This is a genomic window from Citrobacter sp. BDA59-3 (genome assembly GCF_015167655.1).
Lineage (GTDB): Bacteria > Pseudomonadota > Gammaproteobacteria > Enterobacterales > Enterobacteriaceae > Phytobacter > Phytobacter diazotrophicus.
In genome coordinates this window covers 3149374-3175246 of sequence record NZ_CP063427.1, presented here as the reverse complement: position 1 = coordinate 3175246, position 25873 = coordinate 3149374, and the positions used below count along the sequence as shown (strand labels likewise).

General features: G+C 52.1%; 25 protein-coding genes, 1 other RNA gene and 1 other annotated feature. Of the genes, 21 read left to right on the top strand and 5 right to left on the bottom strand.

The window, feature by feature from the left end; all coding sequences use genetic code 11:
* The first annotated feature begins 150 nt into the window (after nt 1–150).
* The 14 genes from thrS (at nt 151) to selO (ending at nt 13154) form a co-directional block, all read left to right on the top strand.
* Nucleotides 151–2079, top strand: a complete 1929-nt coding sequence (gene thrS, locus IP582_RS14925) for a threonine--tRNA ligase (RefSeq protein WP_193793663.1) — start codon at nt 151–153, stop codon at nt 2077–2079.
* Between the two features lie 3 nt (nt 2080–2082).
* Nucleotides 2083–2625: a translation initiation factor IF-3 gene (gene infC, locus IP582_RS14920; protein ID WP_071845866.1), complete on the top strand. Its 543-nt coding sequence runs from the start codon at nt 2083–2085 to the stop codon at nt 2623–2625.
* Nucleotides 2626–2721: 96 nt separating this feature from the next.
* Nucleotides 2722–2919 carry a 50S ribosomal protein L35 gene (gene rpmI, locus IP582_RS14915; protein ID WP_001124225.1) on the top strand — a complete coding sequence of 66 codons (198 nt, stop codon included), beginning with the start codon at nt 2722–2724 and terminating at the stop codon, nt 2917–2919.
* A gap of 98 nt (nt 2920–3017) precedes the next feature.
* A complete protein-coding gene (gene rplT / locus IP582_RS14910) occupies nt 3018–3374 on the top strand; it encodes a 50S ribosomal protein L20 (RefSeq protein ID WP_013366084.1) in 357 nt (118 codons plus the stop codon).
* A 241-nt stretch (nt 3375–3615) separates the two neighbouring features.
* Nucleotides 3616–3739 (top strand) — a sequence feature (Phe leader region).
* Nucleotides 3621–3665, top strand: coding sequence for a pheST operon leader peptide PheM (gene pheM / locus IP582_RS14905; RefSeq protein WP_001386830.1), 45 nt, complete (start codon nt 3621–3623; stop codon nt 3663–3665). (Overlaps the previous feature by 45 nt.)
* A 51-nt stretch (nt 3740–3790) precedes the next feature.
* The gene (pheS, locus tag IP582_RS14900; protein WP_041851604.1) at nt 3791–4774 is read left to right on the top strand and encodes a phenylalanine--tRNA ligase subunit alpha; all 984 of its coding nucleotides are present in this window, start codon (nt 3791–3793) and stop codon (nt 4772–4774) included.
* A gap of 14 nt (nt 4775–4788) precedes the next feature.
* Complete coding sequence (pheT, locus tag IP582_RS14895) at nt 4789–7176, top strand: phenylalanine--tRNA ligase subunit beta (protein WP_193793662.1); 2388 nt, start codon at nt 4789–4791, stop codon at nt 7174–7176.
* A 4-nt stretch (nt 7177–7180) separates the two neighbouring features.
* Nucleotides 7181–7480 (top strand): integration host factor subunit alpha, encoded by a 300-nt coding sequence (ihfA, locus tag IP582_RS14890; protein ID WP_006820203.1) that lies wholly within the window; start codon nt 7181–7183, stop codon nt 7478–7480.
* A 99-nt stretch (nt 7481–7579) separates the two neighbouring features.
* A complete protein-coding gene (btuC, locus tag IP582_RS14885; protein ID WP_041851602.1) occupies nt 7580–8560 on the top strand; it encodes a vitamin B12 ABC transporter permease BtuC in 981 nt (326 codons plus the stop codon).
* Between the two features lie 218 nt (nt 8561–8778).
* Complete coding sequence (locus IP582_RS14880; RefSeq protein ID WP_193793661.1) at nt 8779–9330, top strand: glutathione peroxidase; 552 nt, start codon at nt 8779–8781, stop codon at nt 9328–9330.
* Nucleotides 9330–10076: a vitamin B12 ABC transporter ATP-binding protein BtuD gene (btuD, locus tag IP582_RS14875; protein WP_370551772.1), complete on the top strand. Its 747-nt coding sequence runs from the start codon at nt 9330–9332 to the stop codon at nt 10074–10076. The genes IP582_RS14880 and btuD overlap by 1 nt, the downstream gene beginning before the upstream one ends.
* 76 nt (nt 10077–10152) lie before the next feature.
* Nucleotides 10153–10614 (top strand): C40 family peptidase, encoded by a 462-nt coding sequence (locus IP582_RS14870; protein WP_071195364.1) that lies wholly within the window; start codon nt 10153–10155, stop codon nt 10612–10614.
* Between the two features lie 324 nt (nt 10615–10938).
* Nucleotides 10939–11649 (top strand): EAL domain-containing protein, encoded by a 711-nt coding sequence (locus tag IP582_RS14865; protein WP_193793660.1) that lies wholly within the window; start codon nt 10939–10941, stop codon nt 11647–11649.
* 62 nt (nt 11650–11711) lie between these two features.
* Nucleotides 11712–13154 carry a protein adenylyltransferase SelO gene (gene selO / locus IP582_RS14860; RefSeq protein WP_193793659.1) on the top strand — a complete coding sequence of 481 codons (1443 nt, stop codon included), beginning with the start codon at nt 11712–11714 and terminating at the stop codon, nt 13152–13154.
* A gap of 4 nt (nt 13155–13158) precedes the next feature.
* Here the strand turns inward: selO and hemP are convergent, their stop codons facing one another.
* The 3 genes from hemP to ppsR form a co-directional block, all read right to left on the bottom strand.
* Nucleotides 13159–13350, bottom strand: a complete 192-nt coding sequence (gene hemP, locus IP582_RS14855; protein ID WP_075203641.1) for a hemin uptake protein HemP — start codon at nt 13348–13350, stop codon at nt 13159–13161.
* Between the two features lie 135 nt (nt 13351–13485).
* Nucleotides 13486–14532 (bottom strand): 3-deoxy-7-phosphoheptulonate synthase AroH, encoded by a 1047-nt coding sequence (gene aroH, locus IP582_RS14850; RefSeq protein WP_041851790.1) that lies wholly within the window; start codon nt 14530–14532, stop codon nt 13486–13488.
* 152 nt (nt 14533–14684) lie between these two features.
* Nucleotides 14685–15518, bottom strand: a complete 834-nt coding sequence (gene ppsR / locus IP582_RS14845) for a posphoenolpyruvate synthetase regulatory kinase/phosphorylase PpsR (protein WP_041851595.1) — start codon at nt 15516–15518, stop codon at nt 14685–14687.
* 332 nt (nt 15519–15850) lie between these two features.
* On the opposite strand from ppsR, the gene ppsA reads away from it, so the two are divergent.
* The 4 genes from ppsA to IP582_RS14825 all read left to right on the top strand — a co-directional run bounded on the left by ppsA (nt 15851) and on the right by IP582_RS14825 (nt 19522).
* Nucleotides 15851–18229 (top strand): phosphoenolpyruvate synthase, encoded by a 2379-nt coding sequence (gene ppsA, locus IP582_RS14840; protein WP_193793658.1) that lies wholly within the window; start codon nt 15851–15853, stop codon nt 18227–18229.
* Between the two features lie 497 nt (nt 18230–18726).
* Nucleotides 18727–18942 carry a hypothetical protein gene (locus tag IP582_RS14835; RefSeq protein ID WP_041851593.1) on the top strand — a complete coding sequence of 72 codons (216 nt, stop codon included), beginning with the start codon at nt 18727–18729 and terminating at the stop codon, nt 18940–18942.
* Entirely contained in the window at nt 18939–19142 is a 204-nt protein-coding gene (locus IP582_RS14830; RefSeq protein WP_041851592.1) for a hypothetical protein, read from the top strand. Before IP582_RS14835 ends, IP582_RS14830 begins: the two co-directional genes overlap by 4 nt.
* Nucleotides 19139–19522: a hypothetical protein gene (locus IP582_RS14825; protein WP_110295468.1), complete on the top strand. Its 384-nt coding sequence runs from the start codon at nt 19139–19141 to the stop codon at nt 19520–19522. The genes IP582_RS14830 and IP582_RS14825 overlap by 4 nt, the downstream gene beginning before the upstream one ends.
* 136 nt (nt 19523–19658) lie before the next feature.
* Here the strand turns inward: IP582_RS14825 and rprA are convergent.
* Nucleotides 19659–19766, bottom strand: an RNA gene (gene rprA, locus IP582_RS14820) — antisense sRNA RprA.
* A 174-nt stretch (nt 19767–19940) separates the two neighbouring features.
* Nucleotides 19941–21053: an AI-2E family transporter YdiK gene (gene ydiK / locus IP582_RS14815; protein ID WP_193793657.1), complete on the bottom strand. Its 1113-nt coding sequence runs from the start codon at nt 21051–21053 to the stop codon at nt 19941–19943.
* A gap of 194 nt (nt 21054–21247) precedes the next feature.
* Here ydiK and IP582_RS14810 point away from each other — a divergent pair, with 194 nt between their 5' ends.
* The 3 genes from IP582_RS14810 (at nt 21248) to lpxP (ending at nt 25838) form a co-directional block, all read left to right on the top strand.
* Nucleotides 21248–24304, top strand: coding sequence for an FAD-binding and (Fe-S)-binding domain-containing protein (locus tag IP582_RS14810; protein WP_193793656.1), 3057 nt, complete (start codon nt 21248–21250; stop codon nt 24302–24304).
* The gene (gene menI, locus IP582_RS14805; protein WP_079498111.1) at nt 24301–24711 is read left to right on the top strand and encodes a 1,4-dihydroxy-2-naphthoyl-CoA hydrolase; all 411 of its coding nucleotides are present in this window, start codon (nt 24301–24303) and stop codon (nt 24709–24711) included. Before IP582_RS14810 ends, menI begins: the two co-directional genes overlap by 4 nt.
* Nucleotides 24712–24920: 209 nt before the next feature.
* On the top strand, nt 24921–25838 hold the full coding sequence (gene lpxP / locus IP582_RS14800; RefSeq protein ID WP_193793655.1) for a kdo(2)-lipid IV(A) palmitoleoyltransferase: 918 nt from the start codon (nt 24921–24923) through the stop codon (nt 25836–25838).
* The last annotated feature ends 35 nt before the right edge of the window (nt 25839–25873 follow it).

Here is a 25873-nt window from a genome sequence, read left to right as displayed (position 1 = left end):
AGAAGGGTACATTTAGCATTTTGTACACGCGCATGTACACATTCGTCAGAGTGAAGACGAAAACCTTATCTAACCTGCTGATAATTATTTAAAATATGATTTTGCATGTGATCTTTCGTGTGGGTCACCACTGCGAATTAAGGATATGAAATGCCTGTAATTACTCTTCCTGATGGCAGTCAACGCCATTTCGATCGTGCTGTGAGTCCAATGGATGTAGCTCTGGACATTGGTCCGGGTCTTGCGAAAGCGACCATTGCCGGTCGTGTGAACGGTGAGCTGGTTGATGCGTCCGATCTGATTGAAAATGACGCAACGCTCTCTATCATCACCGCCAAAGACGAAGATGGTCTGGAAATCATCCGCCACTCCTGTGCGCACCTGTTAGGTCACGCTATCAAGCAACTGTGGCCGAACACCAAAATGGCGATTGGCCCGGTTATCGATAACGGCTTCTATTACGACGTTGATCTTGACCATACCCTGACCCAGGAAGATATCGACGCGCTCGAAAAACGTATGCACGAGCTCGCCGAGAAAAACTACGACGTTATTAAGAAGAAAGTCAGCTGGCACGAAGCGCGTGAAACCTTTGTGAAGCGCGGCGAGAGCTATAAAGTCTCTATTCTTGATGAAAACATTGCCCATGATGACAAGCCTGGCCTGTACCATCATGAAGAATATGTCGATATGTGCCGTGGTCCGCACGTGCCGAACATGCGTTTCTGTCATCATTTCAAATTGATGAAAATCGCCGGCGCTTACTGGCGTGGCGACAGCAACAACAAGATGTTGCAGCGTATTTACGGTACTGCGTGGGCAGATAAAAAAGCGCTCAACGCCTACCTGCAGCGTCTGGAAGAGGCCGCAAAACGCGATCACCGTAAAATCGGTAAACAACTCGACTTGTACCACATGCAGGAAGAAGCGCCTGGCATGGTGTTCTGGCACAATGACGGCTGGACTATCTTCCGTGAACTGGAAACCTTTGTACGTTCCAAACTGAAAGAGTATCAGTATCAGGAAGTAAAAGGCCCGTTCATGATGGACCGTGTGCTGTGGGAAAAAACTGGCCACTGGGACAACTACAAAGATGCGATGTTCACGACATCTTCCGAGAACCGTGAATATTGCATCAAGCCGATGAACTGCCCGGGCCACGTGCAGATCTTTAACCAGGGCCTGAAATCCTACCGCGATCTGCCGCTGCGTATGGCAGAATTCGGTAGCTGCCATCGTAACGAGCCGTCAGGCGCGCTGCATGGCCTGATGCGTGTTCGCGGCTTTACGCAGGATGACGCGCATATCTTCTGTACCGAAGAACAAGTGCGTGATGAAGTCAACGCCTGTATTCGACTGGTCTATGATATGTACAGCACCTTTGGCTTCGAGAAAATCGTCGTCAAACTGTCTACTCGCCCGGAAAAACGTATCGGTAGCGATGAGATGTGGGATCGTGCTGAGGCGGATCTTGCAGTTGCGCTGGAAGAAAACAACATCCCGTTTGAATATCAACTGGGTGAGGGCGCGTTCTACGGTCCGAAAATCGAATTTACATTATATGACTGCCTCGATCGTGCATGGCAGTGCGGTACAGTCCAGCTGGACTTCTCGTTACCGGCTCGTTTAAGCGCCTCTTATGTTGGCGAAAACAACGAGCGTCAGGTTCCGGTGATGATTCACCGCGCAATTCTGGGGTCTTTGGAGCGCTTTATCGGCATCCTGACCGAAGAATTTGCCGGTTTCTTCCCGACCTGGCTGGCCCCTGTTCAGGTTGTGGTGATGAATATCACTGATTCTCAAGCTGAATATGTCAACGAATTGACCCGTAAATTGCAAAATGCGGGCATTCGTGTAAAAGCGGACTTGAGAAACGAGAAGATTGGCTTTAAAATCCGCGAGCACACTTTACGTCGTGTCCCTTATATGTTGGTCTGTGGTGATAAAGAGGTGGAAGCAGGCAAAGTGGCCGTTCGCACCCGCCGCGGTAAAGACCTGGGCAGCCTGGACGTAAGTGAAGTGATTGAGAAGCTGCAACAAGAGATTCGCAGCCGCAGTCTTCAACAACTGGAGGAATAAGGTATTAAAGGCGGAAAACGAGTTCAAACGGCACGTCCGAATCGTATCAATGGCGAGATTCGCGCCCAGGAAGTTCGCTTAACTGGTCTGGAAGGTGAGCAGCTGGGTATTGTGAGTCTGAGAGAAGCTATCGAAAAGGCTGAAGAAGCTGGAGTAGATTTAGTTGAGATCAGCCCTAACGCCGAACCGCCAGTTTGTCGTATCATGGACTACGGCAAGTTCCTTTATGAAAAGAGTAAGTCTTCTAAGGAACAGAAGAAAAAGCAAAAAGTTATTCAGGTCAAGGAAATCAAATTCCGACCTGGCACCGATGATGGCGACTACCAGGTAAAACTCCGCAGCCTGGTTCGCTTTCTGGAAGATGGCGATAAGGCCAAGATCACACTGCGTTTCCGCGGTCGTGAGATGGCCCACCAACAGATTGGTATGGAAGTGCTTAACCGCGTCCGTGACGATCTGAGTGAACTGGCAGTAGTCGAATCCTTCCCTACGAAGATCGAAGGCCGCCAGATGATCATGGTGCTCGCTCCTAAGAAGAAACAGTAAGGCCTTCAAGTAGCAATTCCTGTGGCGCCTTTGGGCTTCACAGGTTTTGTTCGCCTGGGTTTCGTTTATTAACAATGCGAAGTGGAAGTTATTAAAATGCCAAAAATCAAGACCGTACGCGGTGCTGCTAAGCGCTTCAAAAAAACCGGTAAAGGTGGTTTTAAGCACAAGCACGCTAACCTGCGTCATATTCTGACCAAAAAAGCTACCAAGCGTAAACGTCACCTGCGTCCGAAAGCCATGGTTTCCAAAGGCGATCTGGGCCTGGTAATCGCGTGCCTGCCGTACGCATAAGTCGTTAACCTTTTTATTAACTTTTTTATGTCCCTGTTCGTTTGCATGATAAATGCGACGGGAGAAGGGCACTCAGAATATAGATACAGGAGAGCAACATGGCTCGCGTAAAACGTGGTGTAATTGCACGCGCACGTCACAAGAAAATTTTGAAACAAGCTAAAGGCTACTACGGTGCGCGTTCACGCGTTTACCGCGTTGCCTTCCAGGCTGTTATCAAAGCAGGTCAGTACGCTTATCGTGACCGTCGTCAGAAAAAGCGTCAGTTCCGTCAACTGTGGATTGCGCGTATCAACGCAGCAGCACGTCAGAACGGTATTTCTTACAGCAAATTCATCAACGGCCTGAAAAAAGCCTCTGTTGAAATCGACCGTAAGATCCTGGCTGATATCGCAGTATTCGACAAAGTAGCGTTTACCGCTCTGGTCGAAAAAGCGAAAGCAGCTCTGGCTTAATAAGTCAGTGGAAGAGGGAGCGATGCTCCCTCTTTTCGTTTATACCCGTCATGTCTCGCATTGCATGCGCGTAGGCTGAGATTTTCACCCGGTCACTTACTTAAGTAAGCTCCTGTGGTTTCACTCTCTCGCCGCTGTTTTGCAACGCGAATTATTTAGGGTATAACACCATCAGAAGATTGACTTTTTTCCGGTGAGCCCTTTCAATAAGGTAATCCGCTTTTTACCACACAAGGTAACGCAAGCATGAATGCTGCTATTTTCCGCTTCTTTTTTTACTTTAGCACCTGACTCCGGGAGGCTAGCGCGTGAAAGAAGAAACGGAAAATTAACGCCAAAAGCCTCCAACAGGAGGCTTTTTTTGTGTCTGAATTTTAAGTAAAAAGTCCAACAACAAGGACATAACGAGGAAAATTATGTCACATCTCGCAGAGCTGGTTGCCAGTGCACGGGCAGCCATTAATGATGCCTCAGATGTTGCCGCGTTAGATAACGTACGCGTTGAATATCTGGGTAAGAAAGGGCATCTGACCCTTCAGATGACCACCCTGCGTGAGCTGCCGCCAGAAGAGCGCCCGGCTGCCGGGGCGGTGATTAACGAAGCAAAAGAACAGGTCCAGCAGGCGCTGAACGCGCGTAAATACGATCTGGAAAATGCTGCACTGAACGCGCGCCTGGCGGCTGAAACCATCGACGTATCCCTGCCGGGGCGCCGTATCGAAAACGGCGGCCTGCATCCGGTCACCCGTACTATCGACCGCATTGAGAGTTTCTTCGGTGAGCTTGGCTTTACCGTGGCGACGGGCCCGGAAATCGAAGACGATTATCACAACTTCGATGCATTGAATATTCCAGGCCATCATCCGGCACGCGCTGACCACGACACTTTCTGGTTTGATGCCACCCGCCTGCTGCGTACGCAGACATCTGGCGTGCAGATTCGCACCATGAAAGAACAGCAGCCGCCGATTCGTATTATCGCGCCGGGCCGCGTGTACCGTAACGACTACGACCAGACGCATACCCCGATGTTCCATCAGATGGAAGGTCTGATTGTTGATACCAACATCAGCTTTACCAACCTGAAAGGCACGCTGCACGATTTCCTGAACAACTTCTTTGAGGAAGATCTGCAGGTACGTTTCCGTCCATCCTACTTCCCGTTCACTGAACCGTCTGCAGAAGTGGATGTGATGGGTAAAAACGGCAAATGGCTGGAAGTGTTGGGTTGCGGCATGGTGCATCCGAACGTACTGCGCAATGTCGGCATTGACCCGGAAATCTATTCTGGCTTCGCGTTTGGGATGGGGATGGAGCGCCTGACCATGCTGCGTTACGGTGTGACTGATCTGCGAGCATTCTTCGAAAACGATTTGCGTTTCCTCAAACAGTTTAAATAAGGGCAGGACAAATAATGAAATTCAGTGAACTGTGGTTACGCGAGTGGGTTAACCCGGCAGTCGACAGTGAAGCGCTTTCCGATCAAATCACCATGGCTGGCCTGGAAGTTGACGGCGTCGAGCCTGTGGCGGGCGCATTTAACGGTGTGGTTGTGGGTGAAGTTGTAGAGTGCGGTCAGCACCCGAATGCAGACAAACTGCGCGTTACAAAAGTGAATGTGGGCGGTGAACGCCTGCTGGATATTGTCTGTGGCGCGCCGAACTGCCGCCAGGGGCTGAAAGTGGCTGTTGCCACCATCGGCGCAGTACTGCCGGGTGACTTCAAAATTAAAGCGGCCAAACTGCGCGGTGAACCGTCAGAAGGCATGCTGTGTTCGTTCTCTGAGCTGGGTATTTCCGATGACCACAGCGGCATTATCGAACTGCCGCTGGATGCCACGATTGGTACCGATATTCGCGACTACCTTAAACTTGATGACAACACCATTGAAATCAGTGTGACGCCGAACCGTGCTGATTGCTTAGGGATCATTGGTGTCGCGCGCGATGTCGCCGCACTGAACAAAGCACCGCTGGTTGAACCGGAAATCATCCCGGTTGTCGCCACCATTAACGATACGCTGCCAATCACCGTCGACGCCGCTGATGCTTGTCCGCGTTATCTGGGGCGTGTGGTTAAAGGTATTAACGTAAAAGCGCCGACTCCGCTGTGGATGAAAGAAAAACTGCGTCGCTGCGGTGTGCGTTCTATCGATGCGGTTGTGGACGTGACCAACTATGTTCTGCTGGAACTGGGTCAGCCGATGCATGCTTTCGATTTAGATCGTATCGACGGCGGTATCGTCGTACGTATGGCGAAAGAGAACGAAACGCTGGTACTGCTCGACGGTAGCGAAGCCAAACTGGCAACCGATACGCTGGTGATTGCTGACCACAATAAAGCGCTGGCTATGGGCGGCATTTTTGGTGGTGAACATTCTGGCGTGAACGGCGAAACACAGAACGTTCTGCTGGAATCCGCGTTCTTTAACCCACTGTCCATCACTGGTCGCGCGCGTCGTCATGGTCTGCACACGGATGCTTCCCATCGCTATGAGCGTGGCGTTGATCCGGCGTTGCAGTACAAAGCCATGGAGCGAGCGACCCGTCTGCTGATTGATATCTGCGGTGGTGAAGCCGGTCCGGTTGTTGATATCACCAATGAAGCCACGCTGCCGAAACGGGCTACCATCCGTCTGCGCCGCAGCAAGCTGGATCGTTTGATTGGTCATCACATTGCGGATGAACAGGTTACCGACATCCTTAAACGTCTGGGGTGCGAAGTCACCGAAGGGCAGGATGAGTGGCTGGCTGTTGCGCCGAGCTGGCGTTTCGATATGGAAATTGAAGAAGACCTGGTGGAAGAGGTTGCGCGCCTGTACGGTTACAACAATATCCCGAACGCACCGGTACAAGCCGGGCTGGTGATGGGTTCACACCGCGAAGCCAATCTGTCGCTCAAGCGCGTGAAAACGCTCTTAAATGACAAAGGCTATCAGGAAGTGATCACCTACAGTTTCGTTGATCCGAAAGTACAGCAGTTGATCCATCCGGGTGAAGAAGCGCTGATTCTGCCAAGCCCTATCTCCAGCGAAATGTCAGCGATGCGTCTGTCACTGCTGACCGGCCTGCTCGGGACTATCGTCTATAACCAGAACCGTCAGCAGAGCCGTGTGCGTATCTTCGAAACCGGTCTGCGCTTCGTACCGGACACCCAGGCGCCTTTAGGTATTCGTCAGGATCTGATGCTGGCGGGCGCCATCTGCGGTAACCGCTATGAAGAGCATTGGGATCTGGCTAAAGGCAGCGTTGATTTCTTCGACCTGAAAGGCGATCTGGAATCTTTACTCGATCTGACCGGCAAATTGTCCGCGATTGAGTTCCGCGCAGAGGCGAATCCGGCGCTGCATCCTGGGCAATCCGCAGCGATTTATCTGAAAGATGAATACGTTGGTTTCATTGGCGTCGTGCATCCGGAGCTGGAACGTAAGCTCGATCTGAATGGTCGTACGCTGGTGTTTGAACTGGAGTGGAACAAGGTCGCAGACCGCGTGGTTCCTCAGGCGCAGGAGATTTCACGCTTCCCGGCGAACCGTCGCGACATCGCTGTCGTCGTCGCTGAAAACGTGGCTGCGGCAGATATTTTAGCCGAATGTAAGAAAGTTGGCGTAAATCAGGTAGTTGGCGTAAACTTATTTGACGTGTACCGCGGTAAGGGTGTTGCGGAGGGGTATAAAAGCCTCGCCATTAGCCTGATCCTTCAGGATACCAGCCGTACACTCGAAGAAGAGGAGATTGCCGCTACCGTCGCCAAATGTGTAGAGGCATTAAAAGAGCGATTCCAGGCATCATTGAGGGATTGAACCTATGGCGCTTACAAAAGCTGAAATGTCCGAATATCTGTTTGATAAGCTTGGGCTTAGCAAGCGAGATGCTAAAGAGCTGGTAGAGCTGTTTTTCGAAGAGATCCGTCGTGCTTTGGAAAATGGTGAGCAGGTAAAACTCTCCGGCTTTGGCAATTTCGATCTGCGTGATAAGAATCAACGTCCGGGACGTAACCCGAAAACGGGCGAAGATATTCCCATTACAGCCCGGCGCGTGGTGACCTTCAGACCCGGCCAGAAGTTAAAAAGCCGCGTCGAAAACGCTTCGCCCAAAGCAGAGTAATCTGGACTAATTAAAAAGGCCGCAATCGCGGCCTTTTTCTTTCAATACTGAATATCATCTTTAAAATCAACTCACTCAATAACGCATCAATTGAACTGCATGCTGAATTACGCAAAACTCCAACAGCGTCGCAATGGTCAGTGGCTCTGCGGCCTTGCGCTGCTTTTGCTGATCGCGCTGTTTATTAGCCTGTGCGCGGGCGATCAGTGGATTGGTCCTGCAAACTGGCTTGATGCTCGTGGGCAACTTTTTGTCTGGCAAATACGTCTGCCCCGTACGTTAGCGGTTTTGCTGGTGGGTGCGGCGCTGGCATTAAGCGGCGCGATTATGCAGGCGTTGTTTGAAAACCCACTGGCCGAGCCGGGGCTTCTGGGTGTGTCTAACGGTGCGGGTGTCGGGTTAATAGCCGCCGTACTGCTGGGAAAAGGTCTGTTGCCTGGCTGGGCGTTAGGGTTATGCGCCATCGCCGGGGCGCTGGTCATCACGCTTATTCTGCTGCGCTTTGCCCGACGGCATATGTCGACCAGTCGTCTGCTGTTAGCCGGCGTCGCTTTAGGGATCATTTGTAGCGCGCTGATGACCTGGGCCATCTATTTTTCCACTTCATTTGACCTGCGCCAGCTCATGTACTGGATGATGGGCGGTTTTGGCGGCGTAGACTGGCAACAAAGCTGGCTGATGGTCGCACTGTTACCGGTTATGGGCTGGACCTGCTTTCAGTCGCAGCCACTTAACGTACTGGCACTGGGGGAGACATCGGCCCGTCAACTCGGGCTACCCTTGTGGTTCTGGCGCAATGTGCTGGTGGTGGCAACCGGCTGGATGGTGGGTGTCAGCGTCGCGCTGGCTGGTTCCATTGGCTTTATAGGGCTGGTTATCCCCCATATTCTGCGTCTTTGCGGCCTCACCGATCATCGCGTGCTTCTGCCCGCCTGCGCGCTTGCGGGGGCGACGGCACTGCTTTTTGCCGATATTGTTGCCCGAATGGCGCTGAGCGCCGCGGAATTACCTATCGGCGTCGTGACGGCAACACTGGGGGCACCGGTGTTCATCTGGCTCTTGCTAACGGCAAGACGCTAAAGGCCGGAGGACGTAATGCCCGGATTCACCCGCAGACAATAATTAAGTAAAAGTGTGTAACAACAGCACGTCAAAAAAAGAAAAATTGCCTAATTCGTTGGTTTTATGTCTTTTTTTGGTAAATGACAGGAGAAGGATTATCGCGCATTATCTGGCTATTATTAATGACTGGCCGGGCGAGAGATCCGGCGTACGAATGAACCGACTAAGGGGATGCTATGCACCAGGATATTTTGAACACCGAGATTACAACAATTGATGGCGAACATATCACGCTGGAAAAATACCAGGGCAAGGTTATTCTGGTGGTGAATGTGGCTTCAAAATGTGGCCTGACACCACAGTATGAACAACTGGAAAACATTCAGAAAGCCTGGGAGAAAGACGGGTTTATCGTTCTTGGCTTCCCGTGTAATCAGTTTGCCGGGCAGGAGCCGGGCAGTGAAGAAGAGATCAAAACCTTCTGCAGCACGACCTATGGGGTGACTTTCCCAATGGCAGCCAAAGTCGATGTTAACGGTGAAAACCGCCATCCTTTGTATCGCAAATTGATTGCCGCGGCACCAAAAGCTGTCGCCCCGGAGGGCAGCGGTTTTTATGAGCGCATGGCCAGCAAAGGGCGGGCACCGCTTTATCCGGATGATATCCTGTGGAACTTTGAAAAATTCCTGATTGGTCGTGATGGTCAGGTTGTTCAGCGTTTCTCACCGGATATGACACCCGAAGATCCTATCCTGATGGAAGCGATTAAGCTGGCGCTGGCAAAATAATGCCGTTGCTGCAACTTTATGACCTTGAGGAAGCAGGCAGACTGGGGCCGATTACGGCCCTGGTCGACAAGGCGCAAATGCTGCATCTCGTCGGGCCGAATGGTGCCGGGAAAAGCACGCTTCTGGCACGTCTCGCCGGTTTGACGCAGGGAAAGGGCAGTGTGCAGTTAAATGGTCGTCCGCTTGAGCAATGGCATGCGCCGCAACTGGCTCGTCATCGCGCTTACCTGTCCCAGCAGCAGACACCTCCCTTCGCTATGCCGGTCTGGCATTATCTGGCACTGCATCAGCATCACCATCCCAACGATAGCGTGGTTGAAGAGATTACGCATAAACTTGGGCTGGCGGATAAGCTGGGGCGCACGGTCAATCACCTCTCCGGTGGCGAATGGCAGCGGGTGCGGCTGGCAGCGGTGATTGCGCAAATTCATCCGGCAGCGAATGCGGATGGGCAACTCCTGTTGCTAGACGAGCCGATGAACAGTCTTGATGTCGCCCAGCAGGCCGCGCTGGATGGCATGTTAAGCGAGCTGGTGGCGGCAGGGATCACCGTTGTGATGAGCAGCCACGATCTCAACCATTCGCTGCGTCGTGCGCATCAGGTGTGGCTATTACGCCAGGGTAAACTGATTGCCAGTGGCCCACGCGATGAGGTGTTAACGTCGCAAAATCTGGCGACCGCATACGGTATGCCATTCCGTCGCCTCGACCTGGCTGGTCACAGGATGCTCATTCCTGAGGTATAGCAGTAAACGGAACTTGCAAGAATTGCAATTCACACGCTAAATTATTCCAGCATAACAAAAATAGAGGTTTTGCTGGATGCGCATCTGGTTTCTTCTGGCGGCATTAATTCTTTCAGGGTGCAGCAGTCATCGGGCACCGCCACCTAACGCACGCCTTTCTGATTCCATCACCGTCATTGCGGGGCTTAATGATCAACTGCGCGACTGGCGCGGTACGCCTTACCGCTATGGCGGCATGAGCCGCAATGGCGTCGATTGTTCGGCATTCGTGATGATGACCTTCCGCGATAAATTTAACCTTGAGCTTCCCCGCGATACGCGTAAACAGGCGGAAGTGGGAACGAAAATCGATAAGGATGAATTGCTGCCAGGCGATCTGGTGTTCTTCAAAACAGGATCCGGTGATAACGGTCTGCATGTGGGCATCTACGACACCGATAATGCCTTTATCCATGCATCCACCAGCCAGGGAGTCGTGCGTTCTTCGTTAAATAATGTCTACTGGCGCAAGAATTTCTGGCAGGCGCGTCGTATCTAATCCCCTTCCGATAGCAAGCAGCGAATAGCTAACCGGTTCGCTGCTTTTGTGAACTAAACGCAAATTTTGTTATTTTCCTCATCGTTCATTCATTTTTTCTTCAATATTTATTATTTAACTATTCGTTACCTTAAAGGGCTGTCAGTATCGTGGCATACGCTGGTGTGAGCAATTTAACCAGGATAAGCTTGCGCACGAAAATAAGGAATTTTCGACAATATAATGGGAAATGATGAAGTCAGTTTTGTTAAGTTCAACTACGTTGATGCATGTGCGCATTGGTTTTTCGATGCAGGATATCAACCTTAATGCGGGGTTGGCGCCATGATCGTATCGTTTGATGACACCTATCGCTCAGAGTTTTTACTACAGCCTGCGCGCAACGGTTACGGCACGCTTGTCGGGATTGAAATCGTGGTCAATTTCGTTGGGGCGGGTTCTGTACGGGCATCTGCAGAGCGGATAATGCCACGCCTGAGCCCAGACGAAACGCTGACGCTTTTTACTGAGCAATTAGAATTACTCGAATCCTGTAAGCTATTCTTTATTCAGCATCAACTTCTCGCCTGGATACATATTTCACCGGTTATTGTCGATGCATTGATCTCTAATGCTGAACTTGCCGAAACGGTAGCGAAATATCCTTTTCTCGAATTTACTGTGAATGAGAATTATCCCAACCTGACGAAAGGTAATGAAAATCATTCTCTCGTTTTGTTTAGCGAGCGGTATCCTTTAATCCTGGGAAGTTTTGGTGCCGGGGCGGCTTCCACTCGCGCCATTTTTGACGGGCTGTTTAAGCGGGTGGTGTTGGATAAAAACTTCATCCATCAGCGGCTGGCCTCGCGTTCGTTCGAACCCTTTATGCGCGCGATCGTCTCACAAATCTCCCCCTATTGCCGTTCGGTAATGATAGACGGTATTGACGATGAAAAAACCTTAAAGCGGGTGAAGCCGTATCAGTTCAGTGCCATGCAGGGGAATTTATGGCCAGCGGTCCCCGCCGCTCAGATAACCAGCCTGGTTCAGGGATAACCTTGCCTTTAACCCGTGTTTAACATTATCTAAACCCACTACAATGAAAGACAGGAGGTGCTATGACCCTGTCTTTTATTACCCGCTGGCGCGATGAGCTGCCTGGTTTTTATACTGCCCTTTCCCCGACACCGCTGAGTAATGCCCGCTTGCTTTGGCATAATGCCCCTCTGGCGAAAACCATGGGCATCGATCCCGCCCTGTTTACGCCGAACGAGGGGGCTGGCGTGTGGGGGGGCGAAACGCTGCTTCCCGGAATGTCACCGCTTTCGCAGGTCTATAGCGGACATCAGTTTGGCGTCTGGGCGGGGCAACTGGGCGACGGGCGCGGTATCCTGCTCGGCGAACAGCAACTGCCTGATGGTTCAACGCTGGACTGGCATCTGAAAGGTGCCGGGCTTACGCCGTATTCCCGTATGGGTGATGGCCGCGCGGTGCTGCGCTCAACCATTCGTGAAAGCCTGGCCTCTGAGGCCATGCACCATCTGGGGATTGCGACGACACGTGCGCTTTCTATTGTCACCAGTGACACGCCTGTTTACCGCGAAAGCGTTGAGCAGGGGGCGATGATGATGCGCATTGCGCAAAGTCATATCCGTTTTGGCCACTTTGAGCACTTCTATTATCGGCGCGAACCTGAAAAGGTACGCCAACTGGCGGATTTTGTGATTCGTCATTACTGGCCGCATCTGCAGGATGATGCCAACAAATATGAAGTCTGGTTTCGGGATGTCATTGCCCGTACCGCCGCGCTGATGGCTCGCTGGCAGGCGGTCGGCTTCGCCCATGGGGTGATGAATACGGACAACATGTCGATTCTGGGACTGACGATTGATTACGGCCCCTACGGTTTTCTTGATGACTACCAGCCCGGTTTTATCTGCAATCACTCGGACTACCAGGGACGTTACAGCTTCGATAACCAGCCAACAATTGCCCTGTGGAATCTGCAACGGCTGGCGCAAACTCTGTCGCCGTTTATGAGTGCCGATGTGCTCAATGTGGCGCTGGACAGTTATCAGCCGGTATTGCTGAGTGAATATGGCATATTGATGCGCCAGAAACTGGGCTTTTTTAGCCAGCAAAAGGATGACAATGTGTTGTTAAGCGAGCTTTTCGCTTTGATGAAGCGTGAAGGCAGCGACTATACCCGCACTTTCCGTATGTTAAGCCATACCGAGCAGATGAGCGCCAGCAACGCGCTACGTGACGAGTTTATCGATCGCGAAGCGTTTGACAGTTGGTTTAGTCGCTACCGCGCGCGGCTGGCGCAGGAGACCATTGCGGATGCGCAACGTCAGCAGCAGATGCAAAACGTAAACCCGGCGGTTGTGCTGCGTAACTGGCTCGCACAGCGGGCGATTGAACAGGCAGAGCAGGGAAATACCGAAGAACTGGAGCGTCTGCATGCCGTCTTGCGGGAGCCTTATACAGAGCGCAACGATGACTATAGCCGTCGCCCACCGGACTGGGGTAAAAGACTGGAGGTTAGCTGTTCAAGCTGAGCCTCTATTTCGTTAGTATCAGTTTCCCGGCGTGCGTCTGTCGCAACAGATATTCTTGTCCCTGATGTTCAATGACAACGCGCGCCGAATCCCCCAACAGGGTTTTGCTGTTGATGCGGCGATCCTCAGGATGAATAGTGGCTGGGCTGGCAGGTAGTTTCTCTGCCGGAGTGGTCGGCTTATCCTTGTTCGACATTTCACGCTAACTGTTTGGATATGACAATGATAATTATTATTAATACCTGCCGTGCGGGCTGCAAGTAATATTTGGAAAACCAATCATTTGGGGTAGGGGGAAGCGTCCCGCCGGGAGACCCGACGGGAAAAAGGATTACAAACGTGAGGAGACTGCCGCAGCGAGTTTATCGAGCAATACTTCGCTGTCTTCCCAGCTCAGGCACGGGTCAGTGATAGACTGCCCGTATACCAGCGGCTGGCCGCTGACGATCTTTTGCGTACCCTCTTGCAGGAAACTCTCCGCCATCACCCCCGCAATTGCCGTGGAGCCATCACGAATCTGCTGACAGATGTCATCGCAGACTTCAAGCTGGCGACGATGCTGTTTCTGGCAGTTGCCGTGACTGAAATCGACGACCAGTTGCTCCGGCAGATCAAACTCACGCAAAGTTGCGCAGGCGGCGGCAATATCGTCGGCGTAGAAATTCGGTTTTTTTCCGCCACGCATAATGATATGCCCGTAAGGGTTACCGCTGGTCTGGTAAATGGTCATCTGTCCGGTTTTGTCCGGCGAGAGGAACATATGGCTGGTTCGCGAAGCGCGAATCGCGTCTACTGCAATTCGGGTGTTACCGTCAGTACCGTTTTTAAAGCCTACCGGACAGGAGAGCGCCGACGCCATCTCGCGGTGGATCTGACTTTCTGTGGTACGCGCGCCAATCGCCCCCCAACTGATCAGATCAGCAATAAATTGTCCTGTCACCATATCCAGAAATTCGGTTGCTGTCGGTACGCCCAGCTCATTCACTGCGAGCAGGAGTTTGCGTGCCAGTTCGATGCCATGGTTAACGCGGTAGCTGCCGTTCAGATCGGGATCGGAAATCAACCCTTTCCAGCCCACTACGGTTCGCGGCTTTTCAAAATAGGTGCGCATCACAATTTCCAGTTGCGCACTGTGCTTTTGCCTTAACCCCTGCAGGCGACGGGCATAATCCATTGCTGCGTCCAGATCGTGAATGGAGCAGGGGCCAATAATCACTAATAGCCGTTTATCTTCACCGTTGAGGATTTTCTCGATACGGCGACGGGATTGTGTGACATGTTCCGCAACTGCAAGGGAAACGGGATGCCGCTGCGCGAGCTCTGCCGGAGTAACCAGACTCTCGATGCGCGCAGTGCGAAGTTCATCGGTTTTGTTCATCAGAATTCTCAAAATTTTGTGCTCAAACGGCCAAATGCCGGAGGCGATGCGCACACCTTAAACCAATCCTTGCTTAATTCAATAGCAGGTTGTGATGCGCATCACATCGAAGGCCAGCATGATAGCAAAATTGTAACCTATGTACTAGTGTCTTAGTACATGCGGCGGTTAAGCCCCATCATGTCGAGAATTTTGGTGGCGATCTCTTCTACCGAATAGTTGGTACTGTTTAACCAGGGGATCTGATTTTTACGGTAAAGCGCTTCCACCTCTGCCACTTCCATGCGGCACTGGCGTAATGAAGCGTAACGGCTATTTTCACGGCGCTCTTCGCGAATGGCGGCCAGGCGCTCAGGATTAATGGTCAGACCAAATAATTTATGCTGGAGCGGCTTCAATGAAACAGGCAGAACGAGATTATCCATGTCATCGGCAATAAAAGGATAATTAGCTGCACGGATACCGAATTGCATTGCCAGATAAAGGCTGGTTGGCGTTTTGCCGCAACGGGAAACACCCAACAAAATCACCTGGGCCTGATCCAGGTTGCGCAACGAAATACCGTCATCATGAGCCAGCGTGTAATCAATAGCGGCAATCCGCGCATCATATTTCGTCAGGTTGCCTGGATTTAACCCATGGGTACGATGCGCAATAGGTGTCGGGTCGAGTTTTAATTCTTGCTGTAATGGTGCCACCAGTGCCTGAACAATGTCCTGACAGAATCCTTCGCTTTGTAAAATAATGGTGCGGATTTCAGGCAGTACGATGGAATAAAACACTAACGGACGTACGCCCGTCTGCTGATAGATAGCGTCAATCTGGTCCTTCACTGCTCTGGCGCGGCTTTCATTCTCCACGAACGGCAGCGTGATGCTATTGATGGCAACAGGGAATTGCGACATCACCGCATGGCCTAATACCTCTGCGGTGATAGCGGTACCATCGGAAATATAAAAAACCTGGCGATCCACAGCGCTGTCCATTTTACCCTTCCTGATTGTCATGCGTAATTACCTGAAAGCATAAATTAAAGTCATCCATCTGCGTAGCGTCTTTTCTAAATTTTTAAAATGAAACGGTATTTTTGTTTTTAATGAAAAGTATGGTTCATTTTTATTATGCGCTTAAAAAAAGAATGACTTTGAGGATTTTCCGATTATCGAATACGGAATCGTTGACGGGAAAGTGTCCGAAAAGACAAAAATTTAAATTGCTTGAACGATTCACCGTTTTTTCAGCCGGAATATTTATGCCAGGATGAAAAGGTAGTAAATGCTTTATTACCCCATTCAAATATCACAAAAGGATTGTTTAGATGTCCAACAATGGCTCGTCTCCGCTGGTGCTTTGGTATGACCAACTCGGCATGAATGATGTAGACAGAGTTGGGGGCAAAAATGCCTCCCTTGGTGAGATGATTACTAATCTGTCCGGTATGGGCGTAAGCGTACCCAATGGGTTTGCTACCACTGCCGATGCGTTTAACCAGTTTCTCGATCAAAGCGGCCTGAATCAGCGCATCTATGACCTGCTGGATAAAACGGACATTGACGACGTTTCCGAGCTGGCGAAAGCTGGCGCGCAGATTCGCCAGTGGATAGTCGATACCCCGTTCCAGCCGGCGTTCGAAGATGCGATCCATCAGGCATATGTCAAACTGTCTGCTGATGACGAGCAGGCATCCTTTGCGGTGCGTTCTTCCGCAACGGCAGAAGATATGCCAGACGCCTCCTTTGCGGGCCAACAGGAAACCTTCCTGAACGTGCAGGGGTATGACGCCGTGCTGGTGGCGGTGAAGCACGTCTTCGCCTCCCTGTTCAATGACCGTGCGATCTCTTACCGCGTGCATCAGGGTTACGATCATCGCGGTGTTGCGCTCTCTGCCGGGGTGCAACGGATGGTGCGCTCAGACATCGGTTCTTCCGGCGTGATGTTCTCTATCGATACGGAATCCGGCTTTGATCAGGTGGTATTTGTCACCGCGGCCTGGGGGCTGGGTGAAATGGTGGTACAGGGTGCAGTCAACCCGGATGAATTTTATGTTCATAAGCCAACACTGGCGGCTGGGCGTCCGGCTATCGTGCGCCGCACGATGGGGTCGAAGAAAATTCGCATGGTCTATGCACCAACCCAGGAGCATGGCAAACAGGTGCGTATCGAAGACGTCGAACAGGCTAACCGCGATCGTTTCTCGCTGACCAACGAGGAAGTGCAGGAGCTGGCGAAACAGGCTGTGCAGATTGAAAAACACTATGGCCGGCCGATGGACATTGAATGGGCGAAAGACGGCCATACTGGCAAACTATTCATTGTGCAGGCGCGCCCGGAGACCGTGCGCTCTCGCGGTAAAGTGATGGAGCGTTATACGCTGCATGCGCAGGGCAAAATCATCGCCGAAGGGCGTGCGATTGGCCAGCGCATTGGCGCAGGCCCGGTGAAAGTGATTCACGATATCAGCGAAATGAATCGCATCGAAGCGGGTGATGTGCTGGTGACTGACATGACCGACCCGGACTGGGAACCGATCATGAAAAAAGCGGCAGCGATTGTCACCAACCGTGGCGGTCGTACCTGCCATGCGGCCATCATCGCTCGTGAGTTGGGGATCCCGGCGGTCGTCGGTTGTGGCGATGCAACGGAACGTATGAAAGATGGCGATAAAGTGACCGTCTCCTGCGCCGAAGGCGACACGGGCTATGTGTACGCCGAGATGCTCGATTTTAGCGTGAAAAGCTCAAGCATTGATGAAATGCCTGCGCTGCCGCTCAAAATCATGATGAACGTGGGCAACCCGGACAGAGCGTTCGATTTTGCCTGTCTGCCGAATGAAGGTGTCGGCCTGGCGCGCCTGGAATTTATTATCAACCGTATGATCGGCGTGCACCCGCGTGCATTGCTGGAGTTTGACGATCAGGACGTGAAACTGCAAAACGAAATCCGCGAAATCATGAAAGGTTATGATTCGCCGAAAGAGTTTTATGTTGGACGTCTGACCGAAGGCATCGCAACGCTGGGGGCGGCATTCTATCCAAAACGGGTGATTGTGCGTCTGTCAGACTTTAAATCCAACGAGTATGCCAACCTCGTCGGCGGTGAACGTTACGAACCGGACGAAGAGAACCCGATGCTCGGCTTCCGTGGTGCCGGTCGCTATGTCTCCGACAGTTTCCGTGACTGTTTCGCGCTGGAATGTGAGGCGGTGAAGCGTGTGCGCAACGAAATGGGGCTGACCAACGTGGAAATCATGGTCCCGTTTGTCCGTACCGTTGAGCAGGCGAAAGCGGTGGTGGAAGAGCTGGCACGTCAGGGGCTCAAGCGTGGTGAAAACGGACTCAAGATCATCATGATGTGCGAGATCCCGTCGAATGCGCTGCTCGCTGACCAGTTCCTGGAGCACTTTGACGGCTTCTCTATCGGTTCAAACGACATGACGCAACTGGCGTTGGGGCTGGACCGTGACTCCGGTGTGGTTTCTGAGCTGTTTGATGAGCGTAATGACGCGGTGAAAGCCCTGTTGTCGATGGCCATTCGCGCTGCCAAAAAACACGGCAAATATGTCGGTATCTGTGGGCAGGGTCCGTCGGACCATGAAGACTTCGCGGCCTGGCTGATGGAAGAGGGGATCGATAGCCTCTCCCTGAACCCGGACACCGTGGTTCAAACCTGGCTGACGCTGGCTGAACTGAACAAATAATCCATTACTCCCTTACGATAAAACCTCACTTCTTCCGAAGTGGGTTTTTTTTATGGCGGAAATCCGGCTGGAATAAGTAAATTCTTAGCTGAAACAAAATGTGTTTGCGCACGCTTACCTTAGAGATGTGTCAGCAATCGAATTACACTGGCCTCGTTTTAACACATCTGCACGATTTAAATACTCCAGCCTGTCCTTTGCAGATGCCTCTGATCGCATGTGCTGCGTCAGATATATTTTTCTTTTCGTTTTTTCAGGGAATCTGCGCGACCGCGTAAAGCTGTATGAATGTGGCTGCATTGCCATGCTCATACCTTGCGCTTTTATTTTAGTTGGCTACCAGAACTGCAAAAAAATAACGACAGCCTGCCTGCTGATGGTTACGGATACATTTTGCGATCGGTCAGTCAGAAAACTCTGTCAGGTTATTTATATCGAGATGCGAGAATCTTCTATTCACGCATCCCAATGATCTCATCTCAATTAAGGTAAATGCCATGAAACGTTTATTGCTGATTGCGACCGTGCTCTCCTGCATCGCGCTTAACGGCTGCGCATCGTATAACGATCATATTAAAGCGTGCGACGGAGAGGATGTGAGTACCGCGCATCTGGCCTTTGATTATCTGCCGATTGGCGCGCTACTTGATAACGGAACCTGTGCTGTTACCGGCAACGGTGCGCACTTTAGCAACACGGATGGCGCAAAATGAATTTCTATCAAACGGATACGTTAGCGGCAGTCATTGCACGCCTGAAAGAGCTTACCCGCGAATATCATGCTTATGAAAATACGCTGGCGCAGTTATGTGATGAGGGGGAAAAGGCCCTCAGAATACATAGCGAAGACGCATATAACACTTTTATGTCTGAATGTGGTTCAACACTGGCGGCAATTAAGGTAGAACTATGACGCGATTGTTATTATTGTTAACCGCCTGTATTTATTCCTGCGCAGCTATAGCTGGTCCGGTTAATGGGAATTGGCTGACGAAGGAATCCGTTATCTGTATTAACGGTATGAGTGTAATAAAATATGATTACAACCATGCTGAATTAGCCAATACCACACTGGATATAGCAGTGAATGGCAAAACGGTTCGCACGATAAAAGGCCTGAATGTCTTTGACCATTGGGACAGCACATTGGATGCCGTCGAATTTGTCCATTTTAAATATGACGGGAAGGCGTACAACATCTATATCCAGGACAGCAAAGGGGAAGGCATCATGCATTTTGATTACACCAGCCCCGCCGTAGACTGTGCTGTCATGACAGGCGTTAATGTATGAGGTGGCTTATCATTATCGGCTTCTTACTATTTGCCGTATGGACGATTCAGGATGCCCCCCGATGAGACGCGACAGACGTAACCGCGTCACAGAGTTCTTCCCCGCAGGTTCACCTGCCTCACCGCCTGTTTGAGGGATAAAAAAAAGCCCATCGTGGGAGATGGGCAAAGACTACACACAGCAATTCGTTGTTTCACTCAGGGGATTTCCATGCTTATAAATCAAGGTGTTGATTTATAACCGTGACCTTATAGTAGGCCATCCGGGATTTTAGCGTCGATCAGATTCGTCTCATTAGTTAAACGGCGGTTAAGATTTTGCGGGGAAAACGGCGCAAACCTCCTGTCAGGAGGCTTGCGCACGGGAGGGACAGTAAATAAATGATTAGCAGTGCTTCATAATCATCGAAGCTGGCGTATCATATGCGGGTATCATCTGCATCGTGTATCTCTTCCAGCGCGTCATTTTCCTCCGGCCCTGGCATGGGCGCTTCGTTAACCCAGGCGGAAAAGAGTCGCCATGAAACAGCCAGTAACACCGGACCAATAAACAGCCCGATCATCCCAAATGCCACCAGACCGCCAATAACGCCGGAAAGAATCAGTATCATCGGCAGATCGGCCCCCATACGAATCAGCACGGGACGGATAAAGTTATCCAGCGTGCCGACCACGCAACTCCAGACCAGTAACACCGTGCCCCATGTTGAGTCGCCGCTCCAGTAGAGCCAGATAATTGCAGGCACCAACACAACCAGCGGGCCCAGTTGTACCAGACACGTCATCAACATAATGACTGTGAACAGCGTGGCGTATGGCACTCCTGTCACCGCCAGGCCAATCCCTCCCAGTACCGCCTGCACCAGCGCGGTGACAACCACGCCGAGCGCGACAGCACGGATGGCCTGCCCGGCCAGCAGAACGGCAGCATCGCCGCGCCTGGCCGCCAGACGATAGGCAAAATGGCGAATCCCCTGTGCGACCTGCTCGCCGCGCCAGTACAGCAGAGCGCTAAATAGCAACATCAGGGCACAATGCAACATAAAGCGACCGATATGTGCCGCCTGACCGACAAACCATGTGGTGGTCGTGCCGACATAAGGGCGTACTTTGGCAAGTATCGCGCTGCCGCCCATATCCAGCAGGTTGTGCCAGCCGCTATACAGCTTGTCGCCGATCAGCGGAATACTGTTCAGCCACTCCAGGGTCGGCGGTGTCATTTCACCCGATGTAATGGCCTGAATGACCGGACCGCTGTTATCCACCAGGCTATTAACCAGTAGCGCGACCGGAAGAATAAACAGCAGAATTAATAATAATGTCATCACGATGACTGCCAGTGAGCGGCGACCAAACAGCGCGCGCTGTACGCGCAGAAGCACCGGCCAGGTGGCAATAACCACGGTACCCGCCCAGGCGAAACCAAGAATAAAAGGCTGAACGATCCACAAACAGGCGATGATCATAAGGGCTAAAAACAGTACCGACAGCATCACCTGCGGTACATCCCGGGACTGCGATTGAAAGGCCATAAAACGTAATCACCTTAAGTGAGAGGATGCGAAATCAGTAAAGATAATGATTAATGATTTCAGCGGTTTTTGACAGTCTGATTCTGCCCGTAATTCTGGTGGGCGCATAAGAAAAAAATGTGATACAACGATGGATGCTGCAAGCAAACGATTAACTATTCACAACTACTAACAGTCAGGCAGGGTCAAGAGTAATGATCCCACAGATTTCTCAGGCACCGGGTGTCGTTCAATTGGTGCTGAATTTTTTACAGGCACTGGAGCAACAAGGTTTTACCGGCGATACCGCCACAAGTTATGCCGACAGGCTGACCATGGCGACCGACAACAGTATCTACCAATTGCTACCCGATGCCGTTGTCTTTCCCCGTTCTACTTCTGATGTCGCCTTAATTTCACGCATCGCGGCGGAAGCGCGTTTTCAGTCGCTGGTGTTCACACCGCGCGGCGGCGGCACCGGCACAAACGGTCAGGCGCTGAACCAGGGCATCATCGTTGATATGTCCCGCTATATGAACCGCATTATGGAGATTAATCCTGAGGAAGGATGGGTGCGGGTTGAAGCGGGCGTCATCAAAGATCAACTCAACCAGTTTCTTAAACCCTACGGCTATTTCTTCGCGCCGGAACTGTCCACCAGTAACCGTGCGACGTTGGGTGGCATGATCAATACCGATGCTTCCGGTCAGGGATCGCTGGTCTACGGAAAAACGTCCGACCATGTCCTCGGCGTGCGGGCCGTATTGCTTGGCGGCGATATTCTGGACACCCAACCGGTACCCGTTGAACTGGCGCAGACGTTGGGTAAAGCAAATACCGCAGTGGGGCGCATTTACCGCACCGTGTTCGAACGTTGCCGGGACAACCGTCAACTGATTATCGATAAATTCCCCAAACTCAACCGTTTCCTCACGGGGTACGACCTGCGCCATGTCTTCAATGATGAGATGACCGAGTTTGACCTGACCCGCGTGTTGACGGGCTCGGAGGGAACGCTGGCATTCATTACCGAAGCGCGGCTGGATATCACCCGTCTGCCGAAAGTGCGTCGTCTGGTAAATGTGAAATACGATTCGTTCGACTCCGCGCTGCGTAATGCCCCGTTTATGGTGGAAGCGCGCGCACTGTCGGTTGAAACGGTCGATTCAAAAGTCCTCAATCTGGCGCGCGAAGACATCATCTGGCACTCCGTAAATGAACTCATCACCGATGTGCCGGATAAGACCATGCTGGGTCTGAATATTGTCGAGTTTGCCGGTGATGATGAGGCGTTAATTAATGAGCAGGTTACCTCTCTGTGCGCTCGCCTGGATTCCCTGATGGCGGAAGGGGCGGGCGGGGTGATTGGCTGGCAGATTTGTGACGACCTGGCGGGCATTGAGCGTATCTACGCGATGCGTAAAAAAGCCGTCGGCCTGCTGGGCAATGCGAAAGGGGCGGCAAAACCGATCCCGTTCGCAGAAGATACCTGTGTGCCACCGGAACACCTTGCGGACTACATCGTCGAGTTTCGCGCATTGCTTGATAGTCATGGCTTGAGCTACGGCATGTTCGGTCATGTGGATGCGGGCGTATTGCATGTGCGTCCTGCGCTCGACATGTGTGACCCGCAACAGGAGGTTTTGATGAAGAAAATCTCCGATGATGTGGTGGCGTTAACGGCCAAATACGGTGGCTTGCTGTGGGGTGAGCACGGTAAAGGTTTCCGCGCCGAATACAGCCCGGCGTTCTTTGGTGCGGAACTGTACGCAGAGCTGCGCAAAGTGAAGGCTGCATTTGACCCGGCAAACCGTCTCAACCCGGGTAAAATTTGTCCCCCTGCGGGGATTGATGCCCCGATGAAGCAGGTAGATGACGTGAAGCGCGGTAGCTTCGACCGGCAAATCCCGATTGCCGTGCGCTCATCCTGGCGTGGGGCGATGGAGTGCAACGGCAACGGCCTGTGCTTCAACTTCGATGCCAAAAGCCCCATGTGCCCGTCAATGAAAATTTCCGGCGATCGTATCCATTCACCGAAAGGTCGCGCCACGCTGGTGCGCGAGTGGCTGCGTCTGCTGGCCGATCGCGGTATCGACCCGGTGAAGCTGGAAAAAGAGATGCCGGAAAAACGCGCCAGCCTGCGTTCGCTGATTGAGCGTACCCGCAACAGCTGGCATGCGCGTCACGGCGAGTATGATTTTTCGCATGAGGTGAAAGAGGCTATGTCGGGTTGTCTGGCCTGTAAGGCCTGTTCGACCCAGTGCCCGATCAAGATAGACGTGCCGGAGTTCCGCTCTCGCTTCCTGCAACTTTACCACACACGCTATCTGCGTCCGCTGCGCGATCACCTGGTTGCGACCGTGGAAAGCTACGCGCCGTTGATGGCCCGGGCGCCGAAAACGTTCAATTTCTTTATGAGCCAGCCGTGGGTGCGTTCGCTTTCACAAAAACATATTGGCATGGTGGATCTGCCGCTGTTGTCTGTTCCCTCATTACAACGGCAGATGATTGGCCACCGTTCGGCGAACCTGACGCTGGAACAGCTTGAAACATTGAGCGATGCGGAAAAAGCCACTACGGTGCTGGTGGTGCAGGATCCATTCACCAGTTACTACGATGCGCAAGTGGTGGCCGATTTCGTTCGTCTGGTGGAAAAACTGGGCTACCAACCCGTTGTCCTGCCCTTTTCGCCGAATGGCAAAGCGCAGCATATCAAAGGCTTCCTGCAGCGTTTTGCGAAAACCGCACAGAAAACCTCGGATTTTCTCAACCGGGTTGCGCAACTGGGCATGCCGATGGTGGGCGTCGACCCGGCGCTGGTGCTCTGCTACCGGGATGAATACAAGCAGACGCTCGGTGAGAAGCGTGGCGATTTTCACGTCATGCTGGTACACGAATGGTTGCCTTCTGCACTGGAAGGACGTGAGAATCGCGCCATCAGCGGTGAATCCTGGTACCTGTTTGGCCATTGTACTGAGGTGACAGCGCTGCCTGCTTCCGTTTCGCAATGGACGTCCATTTTTGCCCGTCTGGGCGCGAAGCTGGAAAACGTCAGCGTAGGGTGCTGCGGCATGGCAGGAACCTATGGACATGAAGTCAAGAACCACGCTAACTCATTGGGGATTTACGAGTTGTCCTGGCATCAGGCGCTACAACGTTTACCCCGTAGCCGCTGTCTGGCGACAGGCTACTCCTGTCGCAGCCAGGTGAAACGCGTGGAAGGAAATGGCGTACGCCATCCGTTGCAGGCGCTACTGGAGATAATAGGATGATCTGGAAACGTGAGGTAACCCTTGACGCGCTCAATGCGATGGGCGAGGGCAATATGGTAGGACTGCTCGATATCCGTTTTATTGCAATTCATGACGACTCGCTGGAAGCAACAATGCCGGTTGATAGCCGCACACATCAGCCGTTTGGTTTGCTGCATGGCGGCGCTTCTGTGGTGCTGGCGGAATCGCTGGGTTCCGTTGCCGGATATTTATGTACCGAAGGTGAGAAGAAAGTGGTTGGTATAGAGGTGAATGCCAATCATATTCGTTCCGCACGGAGCGGGCGTGTGCGCGGCGTCTGCCGTGCAGTGCATACCGGTAGCCGACATCAGGTATGGCAAATTGATATTTACGATGAGCAGGATAAATTATGCTGCACTTCGCGCCTCACCACTGCGGTCATCTGAGATAAATTTGCGACAGGGAAACCTGTCGCAAAAATTCATATTTTCTTCATTCATTTTCACATTCAGACTTGTCCATTCGTGCTATATTGGGCGGGTTTGAAAACCGCTTCGATGGCCATCGAAGCCAGACGCTGTAACGCATAAAGACCTAATGAAGTGATTCGTTGTTTCCTTAAGCGCTACTCCCTACAGGCTTACAGGTAACAATAATGCATTCATCGTTTAAACGGGCGTTTTTACATCTACGCCATTGGGGCACATGGGCCGGGCTTGGCCTGCTCTGGTTGCTCGTTCAACTGCCTTATCCTCTTCTCTCCCGTCTGGGAGAAACCCTCGGAAAATTAGCCCGTCCTTTTCTTAAACGTCGCGAACGTATTGCCCGCCGCAATCTGGAACTTTGCTTTCCAAATATGGGCGATGAACTCCGCGAAGCAATGATTGAGAAAAACTTCATGTCGCTCGGCATGGCGCTGTTTGAAACCGGTATGGCCTGGTTCTGGTCTGATAGCCGGGTGCGCCGCTGGTTCGACGTGGAAGGTTACCAGAACCTTGTTGCCGCGCAGGCAAGCCAGCGTGGCGTGATGGTTGTCGGTGTCCATTTTATGTCGCTGGAGCTCGGCGGCCGCGTGATGGGGCTGTGTCAGCCGATGATGGCGACCTACCGTCCGCATAACAGCGAGTTGATGGAGTGGGTGCAGACGCGAGGCCGTATGCGTTCCAATAAATCGATGATCGACAGACGTAATCTGAAAGGTCTGGTGAGCGAACTGAAAAAAGGCGAGGCCGTCTGGTTTGCCCCCGATCAGGATTACGGCAGCAAGGGCAGCACCTTCGCGCCATTTTTCTCTGTCGAAAACGCGGCAACCACCAACGGTACTTATGTGTTATCCCGTCTTTCCGGAGCTTCAATGTTGACGGTGACCATGGTGCGTAAGGTGGATCGCTCAGGTTATTCGCTGCATATCGGCAAGGCGATGACCGATTACCCGGCGAAAGATGAACACGAAGCCGCAAGCTATATCAATAAAGTCATTGAACGTGAGATTCTGCGCGCGCCGGAACAGTATTTGTGGATCCATCGTCGCTTCAAAACCCGCCCGCCAGGAGAAGCTTCGCTGTACCTGTAATTCCTGCCCCCGGTCGGCGCACAGCCGGCCGGTTA